General features: G+C 62.2%; 17 protein-coding genes. 6 read left to right on the top strand and 11 right to left on the bottom strand.

Annotated elements, in window-relative coordinates:
* Nucleotides 1-72 precede the first annotated feature (72 nt).
* The 3 genes from istA (at nt 73) to AC1MLZ_RS22720 (ending at nt 3,733) form a co-directional block, all read left to right on the top strand.
* Nucleotides 73-1,581 (top strand): IS21 family transposase, encoded by a 1,509-nt coding sequence (istA, locus tag AC1MLZ_RS22730; RefSeq protein WP_151989758.1) that lies wholly within the window; start codon nt 73-75, stop codon nt 1,579-1,581.
* Complete coding sequence (istB, locus tag AC1MLZ_RS22725; protein ID WP_159513485.1) at nt 1,578-2,339, top strand: IS21-like element helper ATPase IstB; 762 nt, start codon at nt 1,578-1,580, stop codon at nt 2,337-2,339. The genes istA and istB overlap by 4 nt, the downstream gene beginning before the upstream one ends.
* A gap of 176 nt (nt 2,340-2,515) precedes the next feature.
* Nucleotides 2,516-3,733, top strand: coding sequence for a hypothetical protein (locus AC1MLZ_RS22720; RefSeq protein WP_480962181.1), 1,218 nt, complete (start codon nt 2,516-2,518; stop codon nt 3,731-3,733).
* Between the two features lie 112 nt (nt 3,734-3,845).
* Here AC1MLZ_RS22720 and AC1MLZ_RS22715 read toward each other — a convergent pair whose 3' ends face one another.
* On the bottom strand, nt 3,846-5,123 hold the full coding sequence (locus tag AC1MLZ_RS22715; protein ID WP_480962180.1) for a hypothetical protein: 1,278 nt from the start codon (nt 5,121-5,123) through the stop codon (nt 3,846-3,848).
* On the bottom strand, nt 5,120-5,977 hold the full coding sequence (locus tag AC1MLZ_RS22710; protein WP_480962179.1) for a dCTP deaminase domain-containing protein: 858 nt from the start codon (nt 5,975-5,977) through the stop codon (nt 5,120-5,122). The genes AC1MLZ_RS22715 and AC1MLZ_RS22710 overlap by 4 nt, the downstream gene beginning before the upstream one ends.
* Nucleotides 5,978-6,065: 88 nt before the next feature.
* Between AC1MLZ_RS22710 and acpS the strand changes: the two genes are divergently transcribed.
* Nucleotides 6,066-6,461 carry a holo-ACP synthase gene (acpS, locus tag AC1MLZ_RS22705; protein ID WP_480962178.1) on the top strand — a complete coding sequence of 132 codons (396 nt, stop codon included), beginning with the start codon at nt 6,066-6,068 and terminating at the stop codon, nt 6,459-6,461.
* On the opposite strand, the gene AC1MLZ_RS22700 is transcribed toward acpS, so the two are convergent.
* The 8 genes from AC1MLZ_RS22700 to AC1MLZ_RS22665 all read right to left on the bottom strand — a co-directional run bounded on the left by AC1MLZ_RS22700 (nt 6,443) and on the right by AC1MLZ_RS22665 (nt 12,776).
* Entirely contained in the window at nt 6,443-7,330 is an 888-nt protein-coding gene (locus tag AC1MLZ_RS22700; RefSeq protein ID WP_480962177.1) for a MazG nucleotide pyrophosphohydrolase domain-containing protein, read from the bottom strand. The two genes, acpS and AC1MLZ_RS22700, sit on opposite strands and share 19 nt — an antisense overlap.
* Nucleotides 7,331-7,345: 15 nt before the next feature.
* On the bottom strand, nt 7,346-8,533 hold the full coding sequence (locus tag AC1MLZ_RS22695; RefSeq protein ID WP_480962176.1) for a nucleotide kinase domain-containing protein: 1,188 nt from the start codon (nt 8,531-8,533) through the stop codon (nt 7,346-7,348).
* A gap of 4 nt (nt 8,534-8,537) precedes the next feature.
* Nucleotides 8,538-9,389, bottom strand: coding sequence for a thymidylate synthase family protein (locus tag AC1MLZ_RS22690; protein ID WP_480962175.1), 852 nt, complete (start codon nt 9,387-9,389; stop codon nt 8,538-8,540).
* The gene (locus AC1MLZ_RS22685) at nt 9,382-10,269 is read right to left on the bottom strand and encodes an ImmA/IrrE family metallo-endopeptidase (protein WP_480962174.1); all 888 of its coding nucleotides are present in this window, start codon (nt 10,267-10,269) and stop codon (nt 9,382-9,384) included. The genes AC1MLZ_RS22690 and AC1MLZ_RS22685 overlap by 8 nt, the downstream gene beginning before the upstream one ends.
* Before the next feature lie 3 nt (nt 10,270-10,272).
* Nucleotides 10,273-10,632 carry a helix-turn-helix domain-containing protein gene (locus tag AC1MLZ_RS22680; protein WP_480962173.1) on the bottom strand — a complete coding sequence of 120 codons (360 nt, stop codon included), beginning with the start codon at nt 10,630-10,632 and terminating at the stop codon, nt 10,273-10,275.
* A complete protein-coding gene (locus AC1MLZ_RS22675) occupies nt 10,629-10,934 on the bottom strand; it encodes a hypothetical protein (protein WP_480962172.1) in 306 nt (101 codons plus the stop codon). Before AC1MLZ_RS22675 ends, AC1MLZ_RS22680 begins: the two co-directional genes overlap by 4 nt.
* A 274-nt stretch (nt 10,935-11,208) precedes the next feature.
* On the bottom strand, nt 11,209-12,495 hold the full coding sequence (locus AC1MLZ_RS22670) for a type II toxin-antitoxin system HipA family toxin (protein ID WP_480962171.1): 1,287 nt from the start codon (nt 12,493-12,495) through the stop codon (nt 11,209-11,211).
* On the bottom strand, nt 12,492-12,776 hold the full coding sequence (locus AC1MLZ_RS22665; protein ID WP_480962170.1) for a helix-turn-helix domain-containing protein: 285 nt from the start codon (nt 12,774-12,776) through the stop codon (nt 12,492-12,494). Before AC1MLZ_RS22665 ends, AC1MLZ_RS22670 begins: the two co-directional genes overlap by 4 nt.
* Nucleotides 12,777-13,412: 636 nt before the next feature.
* Here AC1MLZ_RS22665 and AC1MLZ_RS22660 point away from each other — a divergent pair.
* Entirely contained in the window at nt 13,413-13,700 is a 288-nt protein-coding gene (locus tag AC1MLZ_RS22660) for a hypothetical protein (RefSeq protein ID WP_480962169.1), read from the top strand.
* A gap of 6 nt (nt 13,701-13,706) precedes the next feature.
* On the top strand, nt 13,707-13,997 hold the full coding sequence (locus AC1MLZ_RS22655; RefSeq protein ID WP_480962168.1) for a DUF1488 family protein: 291 nt from the start codon (nt 13,707-13,709) through the stop codon (nt 13,995-13,997).
* Between the two features lie 96 nt (nt 13,998-14,093).
* On the opposite strand, the gene AC1MLZ_RS22650 is transcribed toward AC1MLZ_RS22655, so the two are convergent.
* Complete coding sequence (locus AC1MLZ_RS22650) at nt 14,094-14,381, bottom strand: hypothetical protein (RefSeq protein ID WP_480962167.1); 288 nt, start codon at nt 14,379-14,381, stop codon at nt 14,094-14,096.
* Nucleotides 14,382-14,384: the final 3 nt, after the last annotated feature.

The raw sequence follows: 14,384 nt of genomic DNA, 5'->3' as shown, positions 1-14,384 counted from the left end.
GAAGCCCTTTCGAAGGGCTTTGGTGGTCGTGACCGGCCTACATCTGGGCTTTTCCTTGGGGGAAGAGCGCAGGTGAGCGGTCGACACGTCAACGATCATCAAACGAGGCTCTTTATGAAACATCGTCAAAGCGACCCGGTGCCCGTGGCAGCGGCCAAGGCCGGTATCAGCCGGGCGACCGCCTATCGACTGCTCAAGGGCGGCAAACTCCCGTCCCAGAAGGCGGAGCCGCGAGGTCGGCGCCGACCAGACCCGCTGGCAGAGATCTTCGACACCGAGATTGTCCCACTTCTCCAGGCGGCTCCCGGCCTGCGGGCCGTTGCCATATTTGAGGAGATGCTTCGCCGGCATTCGGATCTGTCGCCCGGTATCCGGAGGACCCTGGAGCGGCGCATCCGGACATGGCGTGCGCGGCATGGTCAGGACCAGGAAGTCATTTTCCGTCAGACCCACGAGCCCGGCCACATGGGCCTGTCGGACTTCACCGATATGGGCGACCTCGATGTGCCCGTCACGGTCGCCGGCGAGCCGCTCAAGCATCTCCTCTATCACTTCCGGTTGGTCTGGTCGGGTTTCGAGCACGCCCATGTCATCCTCGGCGGCGAGAGCTATGTCGCCTTGGCCGAGGGACTGCAGAACGCCCTGTGGGCGGTAGGCGGCGCGCCACGCCTACACCGCAGTGACAGCCTGTCGGCCGCATTCCGCAATCTCGACGCTGACGCCAGAGTTGACCTGACGCGGCGATATGATGCGCTTTGCGAGCATTATGCGATGGAGCCGACGCGCAACAATCGCGGTGTCGCCCATGAGAACGGCGCTATCGAAAGCCCCCACGGCCATCTCAAATATGCCGTAAACGACGCACTGTTGATGCGCGGATCCGGCGACTTCGACGATTTGACCGCCTATCGCGCCTTCATCGACGAGATCGTCGCGCGCAAGAACCGACGCAACGCGGCTCGTATCGATGCCGAGCGCGCAACGCTGCAGCCGCTCCCGCAGCTTCGCACCGGCGACTATGAGGAGAGCATTGTCCCCGTCACCTCGACCAGCAGCTTCACGCTGAAGAAGGTCTTCTACACGGTCCCGTCGCGCCTCATCGGCCACAGGCTGAGGGTCCGCCTGTATGACGACCGCCTCGATATCTTCCTCGGCGCGACGCGTCTCATGACGCTCCGTCGCGGACGAACGCCCAGCGACGGCAAGCACGGACACGTCGTCGACTACCGGCACGTCATTCACAGCCTGCGGCGCAAACCTATGGCGCTGATGAACCTCGTCTACCGCGACCAGATCTTTCCGCGCGAAGCGTATCGCCGGACATTCGACCGTCTTATCGAACAACTGCCCGAGCGCGTCGCCTGCAAGATCATGGTCGAGTTGCTCTCGCTCGCGCATGAGCGGGGTTGCGAAGCAGAGCTGGCAGATGTTCTGGCAGCGGATCTGGACGCCAGGCGCCTGCCAGACCTCACGCAGCTACGAGCACGCTTCTCACCAGACCCGGCCAGCTTGCCGGTCGTCTCGGTGCAATTGCCCTCGCTTGCCGTCTACGACACTCTGCTGACGGGAGCGGCCGCATGAACCCCGCTGTCGACACCCAGCGCCTCGCATTCATCCTCAACGAACTGCGTCTGCCTGCCATCAAGCAGGCCTGGCTCCAGTTCGCTGAACGCGCCGACAAGGAGGCGTGGCCGGCCACCCGCTTCCTCGCCGCGCTCGCCGAGCATGAGATCGCCGAACGCGACCGGCGACGCATCGAGCGGCACCTGGCAGAAGCACGCCTGCCACCAGGCAAGACCCTCGACACCTTCGACTTCACCAACGTGCCGATGATCTCGAAGGCTCACATCATGGCGCTCTGCGCCGGCGACAGCTGGCTCGAGAAGGGGGCCAACCTCATCATGATTGGCGGACCGGGCGGCGGGAAGAGCCATCTCGCCGCTGCAATCGGCATGGCACTCATCGAGGCGGGCTGGCGCGTCCTGTTCACCCGTACCTCGGATCTCGTCCAGAAACTGCAGATCGCGCGCCGTGAGCTCGCCCTCGAAAGTGCGATCGCCAAGCTCGACAAATATCACCTGCTCGTGCTCGACGATCTCGCCTACGTCACCAAGGACCAGGCCGAAACCTCCGTCCTCTTCGAACTGATTAGCGCCCGCTACGAACGCCGATCAACCCTCATTACCGCCAACCAGCCATTCGGCGACTGGTCGCGCGTATTCCCTGACCCCGCCATGACGCTCGCCGCTGTCGATCGCCTCGTTCATCATTCCACCATCTTCGAGATGAACGTCGAGAGCTACCGACGCCGCGCAGCCCTCCAGCGACAATCAAGCTGAGACACCGTCTGTCGCGGAGCGGCGATCAAGACCAAAGTTGGCCTTGCATTGCCTGTCGCGCCGCGACAATCTCGCTCCCGTCACGGCCGCAGAGTCTCATCCTGATCGCCGCTACTGTCTCATCCAGATCGCCGCTCAATACGCAAGATCGCAAATTGCGCTTCCGCAGCGTTTCAATGACGCCCTTTGTCGACACCGAGGCAGTGGCGAGAGTTGACTTGGCGGTCGCCATCGACAGCGCCGTCCAAGCGCCGGTCGAAGATCACTATCAAGATGATGAGACGGGAGAACCGATCGACTTTTTCACGCCGGTTCGCGAACGCGAACGGCTCAACCCAGCGTTTGTCCGCCTCATTGAGGACGAGTGTTTTTCCCCGGCTCGCGGTATTATCGAGCCAATGATGCGATGGTACGAAGATGCCGACGGCAACTTCGTTGAGCAGTTTCAGACCACTGGCTTCGACCAGCGAATCTGGGAACTGTATCTGTTTGCCACGTTCATCGAGCAGGGCTTCACGCTTGACCGCAGCGAAGCCATTCCGGATTTTAGCTGCCAAGGGCTTGCTAGGCGGTTTAGCGCCGAAGCGGTGACAGTCGGACCGACGCGCGACGGCAGCACGATCGTCCCACCGCCCGAAACCGACACGCCAGAGAAGCTCAAAGCATATCTCGATCAATATCTGCCGATTAAGTTCGGCAGCGCGCTGTTCTCCAAATTACGTAAACGCTATTGGGAGCGTGCAAATGTTGCCGGTGCGCCATTCGTACTGGCGATTGCCGATTTCTCGTCGCCAGGATCGATGATGCATTCGGCGTCGTCGCTTGAGCGGTACGTTTACGGTTTCGAAGCCGAAGCGCAGCGCGATGCGGCAGGCAAGCTTACCGTCGTAGCGCGCAAGATCGCCGAGCATCAGTTCGGAGACAAGCCGCCGATACCATCCGGCTTCTTCGATCTGGCCGGGGCCGAGCACGTCAGCGCGATCCTGACGACGGCGAGCGGGACGATCTCGAAGTTCAATCGAATGGGGCTGTTGGCAGGGTTCGGGAGCGGAAATGTCGCATTGCTTCGAGAGGGGACCGTCGTCGATCACGATCCCGATGCCAGCGAGCCAAAGTATTTTCGCGTGATTGTGAATGCCGCCGGATACGACGAGAGCTGGATCGAAGGCCTTAACGTCTTTCACAATCGCATCGCGAAGGAGAGGTTTGCTATAGAGCTGCTACCTGGAGCGGCGCATCATTTCATCGCGCCAGACGGCAGCCGGAGCAGCCGAGTGCCTGATTTTCACCCCTATTCTTCAATGACACATCAGTGGGCACCGGTTGATGTAGCCGAACTCCTCGCCGAGGCGGGCAACGCCACCCACATGATGTGGACGCCGCGTCGCGACTGAACCGCGACAGCGCCGGAGGGGAATTTAGGCTACTGTGTCGATGCACTCTACTGCCTCTCACCGAAATACGAATCTCGAAGAAGCGGCCGCGATCTTGATGGGATTGCTGGCTCTAAGTCCCTCCCGAGGGGGCGGGACGTTGCGCGATCAGGTCGAGACGACGGTCGATCGCCGCCTGCAAACTGGCAAGGGCTACCTCGTCACCGGGGAGATCGACATAGGCGAGGAGCTGAGCCTGATTGGCGAACGATCGCCCTTGGAAAATCCAGTGGTTCAAATGGCGCGCGAGCAGGTGGCGCAGGAATTGGCTCATCACCTGGAGATCGTCGTCGGTCCCGCCGGCATGGGCGTGATTGTTGCGGAGCTGGGCAGCGTGGTTCAGCTTCCAGCGCGATATCGCGGGATTGAGTTCGGCGAAGGACGCGCGATCGACGACCTTCTGGTTCGACGATCCCCGACCGCTTTCCTCGACATAGAGCCGCTCCAGCGCCGACCAGTATCGCAGCAGGCGATGGCTTCCGTCCCGCGCCGCGAACCCGTCCTGAAGAAGAAGTATCGCCTGGAGAAGCAGCGGTCGTAACGGATGATCGGCCAGCTCGCGGAGGGCGCGGCGAACCAAGGGCATGACGCGCAGCGCGTCGCGCATCGGTGGAGCATGGATCGTCCATGCCGTCTCGTCATAATCGCCGTTATACCAGAGGCGCTCGTCGCCGAGGAAGCGGTTGCCTCGAAAGACGAAGTGGTGCGGCCCCAGCCACCATTTGCCTTCTGTCCAGTGGCGATGGCCGCCGTGCGACCATCGCCCCATGTTCTCGAACATGTTGGCGAGGCCCATGATGAGCTGGAGAGCTTCCAACGCCCGCTCCACCGCCGATCGCTCGTCGCGGGCATCGACGGTCATGATGACGTGACCGTAGCCATGCGGGCGATCCGGGTAGATGCGGCCGACGCCGTTCAGGAAATACTCTCCCTGCGTGATGCGCGCCGGCAGATGGGCCGCCGAGCGCAGTCGCACCCCCTGCCATTCCAGCCTGAAGCCGGGATGATGTGCCATGTTGGTCGCGCGGAACTTCGTCCAGATCGTGTACCGCTCGTTCGGCACGGCTCTGGCAACGCGGTCCAGCGCGTTCGCCCGATCGGTCAAGGCATCGATCGTGATCGGTCCGGCGTTCCGGCAATCGATGATGGCGCGGCGCAGCAGTCCGATCGCCACCCGCCGACTTACCTCCGGGTGAAATCGGAAGGCGTCCGGCAGGATCTCGAACGTCTCGTCGAAGTCGAGTGCTTCGAATTGCACCCCTCCCTTGCTAACGGTGGTGCTGCGCTCGAAATCCGCGATCAGGGCGCGGAGCAGCGTATCGGGCACCTTGTTCGCGCGGGTGACGCTCATCGCGGATTGGGTCGTGAGCTTCGAGGCGATGCATCCTCCGAATGGAGAGCAACAGGAGGCACCGCAGTCGGGGCTTTGATGTTGGGGCTTGGCAATGGTGTCGGGGCGACGACGCTCCCCTCAACAGGTTGAACGACTGCGGGTGTGTCGAACAGGCGGTGAAGTACGCCGTCCTTGACCCAGGTGCCGACGATCGCGGTGACGAGCAGCACGATCACGAGGGCGAGAGAGCGATAATAGGATTGTTCGCGTTCGAGGGCGTGAACGCGCTCGGTTAATGCCTTGTCGATTTCCTTAATCTTTTTGTTCATACCGGCGAGCGATTGCAGTTCGCCTGATATTCCTGAGATGAGATCCGGCGGGAAGGATTCCTGCACCGGCTGACGACGGCCGAGCTTTGTCGGTGCGTCGAGGGAGGCATACCAGATGAGGAACATCGGCTGCCCCTGACGCAGGTGAACAGGCACCGGGCCTGCGTTATAGACCGAAAAGACCAAGCGGCCGCGGAAACCGGGATCGACGTGAAAACCCGAGACATTGATAAGCCCGCGCCATTTGATCTTTGCCTTGATCGAGATGAGACCCAATGCGGTGTCGGGGATTTCGACCTTCTCTTCCGACAGGAGGAAGGCGAACTGCCCTGGCGGGATCGTGAAGGCTTCGCCATCGCCGAGCTGGCGGATGGTGACGGCCTGCGGATCAGCGGTTTCGTCGTTGGGGGACACATAGACCTCGCGTCCCATCGCCAAGGTGTATGCCGAGCAGTCGATCCGATCGGGATCGAATGGCGAGATGAGAGGCTGGAGGCGCTGATGCAGGGTCTCCCCGCTCCAAAATCCCTTCGCAATCGGCATAGCCCCTCCGCAATTTGTCAGAAAACAGCTACACGCTTCTGACAAATATTTTGCCTGTTTGTTAGAACCGCGTATTCAACGGCAGCGCATGATGATCGCCCACGGAGTCGACTTGGTCGACATTCTCTCGACCGCTCGCCTTCTGGACGATCCGAACGATCAGTTTCTAGCGCGATGCTTCACGATCCAAGAACAGGCGAGCGTGGCGAACGGCGGCGATCGCGCCGCGCGTCTCTCTGGGCGCTTCGCGGTCAAGGAAGCGGTGATGAAGGCGCTAGGCACCGGCTTCGGGGCAGGCGTCGGCTTTCTCGACATAGAGACCGTCACGCAGGTGTCGGGTGCGCCGACCATCGTCCTTCACGGCGAGGCCAAGCGACGCGCGGAGGCTTTGGCGATCTCGCACTGGCTCGTCAGCACCAGCCATGAAGGCGATCTCGCGATAGCCAGCGTCATCGCGCTCGGCGATCAGGGCATTCCCAGATAGCGGATCTGGCGCGTATCGAGATCGACCAGGATTTCGCCGCCTCCATTGGCAAGGACCGCGCGCCAAACGCTGAAACCTTCGAGGATCGCGCGCTCCCAATCGGCGGCGGTCGCGTTGCCGACTTCGAGATGCGATGTCATGCTCCGGATCGTCCGCAGCAGGCGATAGTCGATCTCGCTGATTCCCTCCAGAAAGCTGTGGACGCGGGCATAGTCGAAGACGAGGGCCGACACGCCCTCCTCAATGATCCGCGCGCGACCGCCATCCTCGACGTCATCGAGCAGCGGCCGACTCTTGCGCTTGCGCTTTAGGAAGGCGCGCAGGTTGGGAGACCAGCCGAGGACGGCGGCATAGGCGAGGTGAAATACGTCGTGGAAGCGATAGCCGTCCGGGTCATAGGCATTGTCGCCCAGAAGCGACCCGATCCCCTCGCCGCCGATCGTCATGCGCACTTTGGGCCGATCGGCCGAGCCCGGCTCTTCGACGAGACGCACCGCCATTTGCCGCGGAAGGCGCTCCCCTTCGGGCAGGGCGGAATCGAAATCAGGCGCGGTTGCACTCTGTGATGACCAGCGCGCGTGCACCTTCGTCAGGTTGCGTTGGGCGATATCGTCGAGGTCGAGGCCAAACTTGCTCGCGACGTTGGCTACATACCACAGCAGGTCGCCAAGCTCTTCGCCGACACGATCCTTGAACAGGCGATGCGCATCGCCATCGCGCAGGTGCTTCTTATACTCGCTGAGGAGCTGGCCGGTTTCGCCGGCCAGCCCGAGCATTGGGACGATGACGGCCGTGGCGAACTCATCGTCGGCGACGCCCGGAACCTGGTCGGTTTGCAGCGCCTGGGCTTGATAGGCTTTCAGATCCATTGGTCCCGCTCCACGTCAGGTCTCGCCGTCGCGCGGAGCCGGTGCGCTTGATGGCGCCGCCACGAAGGCTTCATTCGGCACCGCGCCTGCCGCGATGCGATCGTTGATTTCCCATTTCGGAGGATACCAGAATTGCATAGGCTCGCTATGGGCCGCGAACTTCTGCTTGATGCGCGTGCGGCCAGTCAGACCGGATGCTTCGGGATGCGCGACGCGCGCGTACTTATCGACCTCGCAGAACAGGTTCTGACAGTCGATGAGCTGCAGCGGGCGCCCCCATAATGAGGGCAGTTCGAGCCCCAGACGTGCGCATTCCTCGTTTTGCCGATCCGCCATCAGGCGGATCAGCTCCGCGTCGCTCAAGCCGCCAGAATCGGCAAAGCATTTGCGCAGCCCGTCCTTCGCGCCCGGGCCTGGAATGACGAAGTCCATCTCCGAAAACGCGGTGACGTCGCTGTAATTGACGTCGGTGATAAACTGATAGGCGAGGAAATCGCCGATGGTCGGATAGGCCCGAAGTAACTCGAACCCCTTTTGCATCGAGCGGGCCGCTGCGAGCTGGTTTGGCAACTCATTGCGCATCATCATTTCGAGCAGCTTCAAATGGTTCTGGTGTTTGGCTTTGCATCCAAAGGCAGAACTGCCCGGTGGCATGATATAGGCGGCGGAATAGATGCGTTTCCCCTGTGCCATCGCCTTCGACAGCACGGCATCGTAGCGCCCAAATTGATAGTCGGCGAAGGTGATCGGCCCGACCTCGCGTTCGAGACGCTGCCACGTCTCGATCTTGTTGAACAATTTAAACAGCAGGATGCGAAACACGACTTCGGTCGCGGTGTCGGGCAGGTCGCTGCGGTAGATGACGTGGCGGATCAGAAACTGGCTGACGCGATCGGACGCCCGGTAAGCGTTGGTGAATTTGTAGCTGCCGAGGACTGGATCGTCCGTCCAAGGCCATGATTGGCCCAGCGCGCGGCGGTAGAAGACGCGCTGGCGCTCAGCGGCGAACCGCCAATAGCTGTCGTAGACCTCGGTCGTTTTCGCTGGCGCGAGATGAAGCGAAACGATCGTCGGCGCGCGTGGCGTAGCCGGTGCGTGAGCGTCGGGCGGGGTTAGCGCGAGTTCGAGCGTGACAGGCGGCTCGCTGCGAATCTTGGCGGGGCGGCCGCGCTTGCGACCGCTCGGGGAAACCGTCTTGACCATCTGACTAGGCAGGCTGGGCCGCGAGCTGCGCTGCCGCCGCCATCGGACGCGCCGACAGCGGCGGTGCGAGGCAGGCCCGCGCCGCATCGATGAGCGGGCGTAATGCTAGATCGGTCTTGATGATCCGCTCCAGCTTAGCGACGCCGATCGTGACGTTCAGCCGAGCCAGCGGCAGATCCATCTCATGAGCCATGAAGGCGGCGAGCTGGGCCAGACCCAGATAATTGCCATAAGCTTTGTCGAACAGTTGCTGGGTTGCGTAGAACGCATTTGCCACCAGGCCTGCCTTGGTCGGGACGAACGTGACATGTTGTAGGCAGGGAAACGGGAGTTGCGCGGTGGCATTATGGTCCCGGCCGGGATCGAACGTGGTGGCCTGCCACATCGATCGGCGCACACCTGGGCGGTTATCGTGCTGACTCAAGATCCACTCCAGCTGGTTCCCGTCACACGGGCCGCGGCCGAACATCATCAGCCGCTCGAAATACAGGCCCCGACCATTAGCCTTGGGATTTTTCGCACGGTAGAAGGGAAACGCCATCCTGTAGAATTGGAAGAGCTTGACGCGATTGCCCTGCGCCATGGTCCAGAGGCGTTGCGGAAAGATCGTGTAGGCGACGTCCTCGACGTCGATCTTGCCCTTGGCGACGAGAAGGGCATCGAGGGTCGAGCGGACTTTCATGTCTTCCGGGATATCATAGCCGTCGCCAAAGCCGGAGATGGTCAGCACCAGCGGCGCGATCTCCTTGCCCGGATGATCGACAATATGGAGCAAAACCCTGGAATAGGCCTCCGACACGCTCTTCGCTTCCAAAACAAGCGGTGCCGGATTTTGTGGGACCTTAGCTTTAGGCATCGATGTCGTCCTCCAGATGGCGGAACTCGGCGCGACCGACATAAGCCGTCCGGGCAATCCGGCCGAACGCGGCCCAGCTGTTGTCCGAGCGGGCCAGGCGGACGAGCCCGGGGCGTTTCGCTTCGAACAAGCGACCGCCGGGCAGGTCTGAGACTGCGATGACGGCATCGCCTTGCGCCTGCGTGCCGGCCGGCAGCAGTAGGAGATGGCCGACTTCGGCATCGATCGACGGCGCTCCCCAGGCCTCGTCGGCAACGATCAAGGGCTGCGGGGTCAGCGACCCCAGGATCAGCGCGCGAAGCGAGCGCGGGGAATGTTTGCGCAGTTCGTCGGCACGAGCGCGCGTTATCATGCTCTCGCCGAACAACAGGTGCGTAATCAATGTCGTGTAGCCAACTCCGAAATGGCAAGCCACGCGGTAGATCTCCACCGGCGTCGCCGTCGCCGCCTGTAGGCCGCGCGACACGAAGGCCTGGCGCAACCCGAGTGTGGGCATCAGCGTGTAGCTGGCAAAGGTGTCGGCGCTGTATTCCTGGGGCGAATCCCACGGACGTACCGTTTGAGTTTCGCGAAGTTCGTCGATCGCGGAACCGTGGCCAAGCAGATGATGGCCGAGTTCATGTCCACAATTATAGGCGCGACGCGCCAGCGGGCGCTTTGCCGACAGATGGATACGCGGCGGCGATCCACGCTGATACATGCCCTCCATGTCGATATCATTGAAGGTTACGCGCACCCCGTGCGCCTCGGCGAGGCTATAGATGCAGATCGGGCTGACCAGATCTTTTCCGGCCTTTAGCCGTGCCGTGATCGAGGCCTTCATGGCCTGATCGGCTAGGGCGCGGCGGTTCGGCATCATCGGCACGGCGAACGCTTTCATGGTTTAGGCCTCCTGCCCGTCATCGTCGGTCTTGAGCGCAGCGATGAGTTTCAGCAGGCGATCGAGGTCGTCGGGTTTCAGTTTGCCGAGCTCGCGCGCGGCCAGTTGCAGTTTGGGGTCATCGGACGCGAGGCTATCCGGCGCTTCGCCCAGCAGCCACGTCACTTTGGTGTCGTAAAGATCGGCCAACTTCGCCAGTTCGTCGGCGGAGATGCGCCGGTTGCCCGCTTCCATTTCCGATATAGTCGGCCGGTGCATGTTCATGAGCTTCGCGACCTGTCCCTGGGAAAGGCCCGCCGCTTCACGCGCGGCGCGCAAGCGTGCGGGGATGGTCGCTGCCTTGTCGATCTGCGGTACGCTCACTGCGCCGCAGCCTCGTCCGCATCCTGCTTTTCGAGGATCTTCAGCACCAGAGCGACCGTCTGGTTGATCGCGAGCGGCGCCTTCGACTGCTCGTCGACAAAGATGTTCGCTTCGCAGGGGATCGACTTGCCGAGCGCGATGCCCAGCATCCCGGCGGCAACCGGCCAAATCTTGCTGGTGAATTTCGGCAGGACGTCAACCGGCTTGGTGGTGCCATCGATTGCCGGACAATCCTCGCCGCTGAGGGACTGCACGGTCTGCAGCACCTCGATCAGCTTAGCCTTTATAGTGTTGGCGTCCACGATGTCTCTCCACTTCTTACGAGTGGTAAGATATGCTTACGGGTGGGGATGTCAAGGCTGCGAGCAAATGTATCGCATGCTCGCTCACGTAGCCCGTTAGGTAGTCGTTGGAGCCAAGCAACTGGGTGCCAAGACCGATAACGGCGTTCGTAGCGGCCGATCACCTGAGCCTGAATGAAAGGCCGCTTACGTTATCCAGCGCCCGAAAGCGGCCAGGCCGTGATCCACCCGTTTTACAAATAAGCGGACGGTTTTTTGGGTTGCTGCCATCGCCTCAAACCAGCACCCTTTGGGCCGCCGCGCGCTCCTCATGCTCGAACGCCTCGGCAAAGCTGTCCAGATCGGTATTGGTCATACCGAGCGCACGTCCCTCTTCCTGCCACCCCGCGACGGCCTGCTCGACCTGCGCGAGCATCTCCTGCGCGCGCAGCAGGGTAATGCGAAAGTACGGCAGCACCGACATCAGGGCATCGATGGTTGCCTCTGGTCCAACCTCTTCCGAGACCCAGGTCTTCAACTCGCGCAGTCGCTCGGGGAACGGGTTGATGTCGAAGGCTGGCGCCAGCCGCCACAGGCCACGGTCGACGTGCAGGAAACCGTGGTTCATCAGATGATCGTCGACGTTCGTAATCAGGATCGAGAAAGCGATCCGGCGCCATAGCTCCTCGATGTCGGCGGTGGGGGCGCTGCCATTTACCCGAAGGGCATCGACGATCTCGGTATAGGCATGCTCCTGCGCATCGCCGGGCTCCGCACCGATCATCGTGGCCGCCGAGACGTACATGAGCCGCCCGCCCCCTGCGGGCCGATCGAACCGTCGGATCAGCGCGATCGCGTCGCCATCGCTGTCGATCAGTCGGGCGTCAGCCGCGTCGATCCCGGCGCGACGAGCCAGCCGCATCGCCAGCACCTCCCCCCGCGTCACCGAGCGTTCGTCGGCGACGCTTGGAAACTTGCCGATCGACAGGTGCCCCTCGTCATCGACGACAGTGCATTTGGGGCGAAGCCCGCCGAGCGATGTCCCGCGACCGCGCAAATAGGCGAGATCGGCTGCAGTCTCGGTGTTGGTTTCGACCGCACGACTGGCGGCAAGGAGGTGGCCCAGCTCGATGAGGGGTGGAGTGGTGCGGCGACCATCCTCGGTGGCCCGCTGAGCGGTCCCTTGTTCGTCGACGAGACGCAGCGCGCCAACTCGGCTGAGGTCGTCGACCGCCAACAGATAATCGAGGCCATTCAGTGCCCGAGCATCGACCTCTTCACCGCGGCGGCGGGCATCCTGCCGCCGCTTGGCATGGTCGCGCTGAATGACGCGCTTTCCCCAGCCGTCCGGTTCGGTGTCGGCGATGGCGGCATGGAAGGCGGAGCCGGTGCCAACCTTCCGGTGGAATTGCGGACCGGCGTCGAGCGGCAGCGCAGGCTCCAGCGCGAAGCGGTCGGGAGCGGCCAGCCAGCCGGCGTCATATTCGAAGCCCGCGCTCTCGCGGCTCCCTTGCTGATTGTAGTGAAGCAACCCGACACCGCGGGCTTCGTCGCCTATCTGAATGCCGATCGTCCGCCTCACAGCGAAACGGGCGGTTTGGGTCTACGGACGCGCTGCGGCATACGTTCCACGTCGAGCAACAGACCTTGCTCGTCTTTCCTGGCGTCGAGGATCTCTCCAAGGCTCTCGCCAAAACCCAGAACGAAGAAGGTCATGGCGTATGTACCCAACGCGACGGTCGGGTCGCCTTTTTCCAGCTTGAGATATGTACTCTTGGCCACGCCGATGCGTTCGGCCATCATGACCACCGTGAGGCTGCGCTTCTTGCGCGCCAGCGCAATATCGGCGCCCAGCTTCGTCAAGCTCCGCCTCACGCGCGGCGGAAGAGTATCAGCGACAGTCGATCGCATCTAGCGTCTCATATAAGCGCCCATGAGGCCAATACGGTGTGTTATACACGACCTTAAGATGCCAGTCGAGATAGCCGGGTCGAGACGCGTTGCCCGGGTTCGACAGGAGCGGATGCAAGTGCCTGCTCGGGCGGGATCGATAGAACCGGCAATGTCACACAGAGCGTCGGCCGTGCGGCTTGCTCTTCAGGGGGCGGGCACTGCGGGGCGTGGTACGTGCAAGTCGCATGGCGCGGCGCATGTCGTTAGTCTACCGATCAGACCGAGCAACCTTCACGAGGCAGAATGAAAGCCCTAGACGCCCTGAAGGCTGCACCCCCTGAGGTGCGAGCCGCAGCGCTTGCCGTTCTCGATCAGGTGTCAGCGCCATTGACGGAGCGACAACTCGCCAGCGCCTTTCGTTCACATGGCATCGGGCTGCTCGATGCCAAACGCATGGCACGAGCCCTGCGAAAGCTTGATATCATCGCAGTCGCCCCTCGCGGCCCTTGAAGCTCGAGGATTGTAAGCTTCGGACTGGCACGGACGCGCCCTGTCAGGCTACATTCGAAATTGCGCCAAGAACCAGACGCAAGAAGGTAGACGATCATGACGGAAGCGACCTGGGGCGAAAGCGTAAAGACGCCTGAGATCAACTGGCGGATGAGCGCGTCGCTCGAAAACGTCCCGCGCGGCGATAGCGACGTCGCTGAAGTCACCAACCTCGAGCGAGCAGTTCGGGATTGGCGCGGATTGGACCCAGAGCATCAAGCCGCGGCCGTCCTGACGGTGGAGCATCCTGTCCAAATCGAAGGTGCCTCCAGCACGACCTTTACCGGTGAAGGCATCGCAGCACTGGCGGAGCACCTGCCGGCTTCCAGCCCAACCGAGGAGTAAGCCGGCATGGCCACTCCCAGCGTCCGTTTCGAAATGGGGGACTATTACTGGGTTGCCGAACGCGAGAGCGTCGGCTTCACGGGCACCACCAACTTAGGAGTCGTCGAGTTCCTCATCACCAGCGAGGCCCTGACGCAGCTCCTCGATCCCGATCGCGATACGCTCGATTCCGAAACTGCGCTCGAGGTCTTCATCGAATTCGAGAGTGACATTCACCGCATAGCACAGCGCGAGTTCGTCAAGCGGCTCGGCGGGGAGCCTCCGATCCTGCTGACCGCGGCCGACGTGGAGGGCTGAGACTACGAGAAATGGCAGCGCCAGCTGGATCGATCCATGCATCCGACCGGCACCATTTCTGAGATGCCTCAGAGACGATGCGGGCGGCACTCTTTCTCACTGATCCAACACTTCCTCATATCGGCCTGCGCGGCGTAGCTGACGGACAATGCCGTTGAACGCAGCGGTCACACCCTGTGCCCTGCCAATCTCATTCTCCTGGCACGCCGCGTCCCAGTAGAGCTCAAGCGGCCAACGCTCTGGGCAATGCGGTAAGAGGCACCGAAGCGCCAGACGAACCTCTACGCCGTCCACGCGCGAGTCCGAGCAGCGGACGACGCCGCCCCGCAGGATATGGACCGATAGCGCGATGACGACGCGCTGGTGGCGAGCGAGCTTTGCCATCGC

The organism is Sphingomonas sp. PEI4, assembly GCF_056679955.1.
This window is presented reverse-complemented; position numbering and strand designations above follow the sequence as displayed.

What these genes read in the sequence shown, in the direction of transcription:
- istB (WP_159513485.1), top strand. Translation starts at nt 1,578, where the DNA reads ATGAACCCCGCTGTCGACACCCAGCGCCTCGCATTCATCCTCAACGAA.
- AC1MLZ_RS22720 (WP_480962181.1), top strand. Translation starts at nt 2,516, where the DNA reads ATGACGCCCTTTGTCGACACCGAGGCAGTGGCGAGAGTTGACTTGGCG.
- AC1MLZ_RS22715 (WP_480962180.1), bottom strand. Translation starts at nt 5,123, where the DNA reads ATGAGCGTCACCCGCGCGAACAAGGTGCCCGATACGCTGCTCCGCGCC.
- AC1MLZ_RS22710 (WP_480962179.1), bottom strand. Translation starts at nt 5,977, where the DNA reads ATGCCGATTGCGAAGGGATTTTGGAGCGGGGAGACCCTGCATCAGCGC.
- acpS (WP_480962178.1), top strand. Translation starts at nt 6,066, where the DNA reads ATGATGATCGCCCACGGAGTCGACTTGGTCGACATTCTCTCGACCGCT.
- AC1MLZ_RS22700 (WP_480962177.1), bottom strand. Translation starts at nt 7,330, where the DNA reads ATGGATCTGAAAGCCTATCAAGCCCAGGCGCTGCAAACCGACCAGGTT.
- AC1MLZ_RS22695 (WP_480962176.1), bottom strand. Translation starts at nt 8,533, where the DNA reads ATGGTCAAGACGGTTTCCCCGAGCGGTCGCAAGCGCGGCCGCCCCGCC.
- AC1MLZ_RS22690 (WP_480962175.1), bottom strand. Translation starts at nt 9,389, where the DNA reads ATGCCTAAAGCTAAGGTCCCACAAAATCCGGCACCGCTTGTTTTGGAA.
- AC1MLZ_RS22685 (WP_480962174.1), bottom strand. Translation starts at nt 10,269, where the DNA reads ATGAAAGCGTTCGCCGTGCCGATGATGCCGAACCGCCGCGCCCTAGCC.
- AC1MLZ_RS22660 (WP_480962169.1), top strand. Translation starts at nt 13,413, where the DNA reads ATGACGGAAGCGACCTGGGGCGAAAGCGTAAAGACGCCTGAGATCAAC.
- AC1MLZ_RS22655 (WP_480962168.1), top strand. Translation starts at nt 13,707, where the DNA reads ATGGCCACTCCCAGCGTCCGTTTCGAAATGGGGGACTATTACTGGGTT.
- AC1MLZ_RS22650 (WP_480962167.1), bottom strand. Translation starts at nt 14,381, where the DNA reads ATGGCAAAGCTCGCTCGCCACCAGCGCGTCGTCATCGCGCTATCGGTC.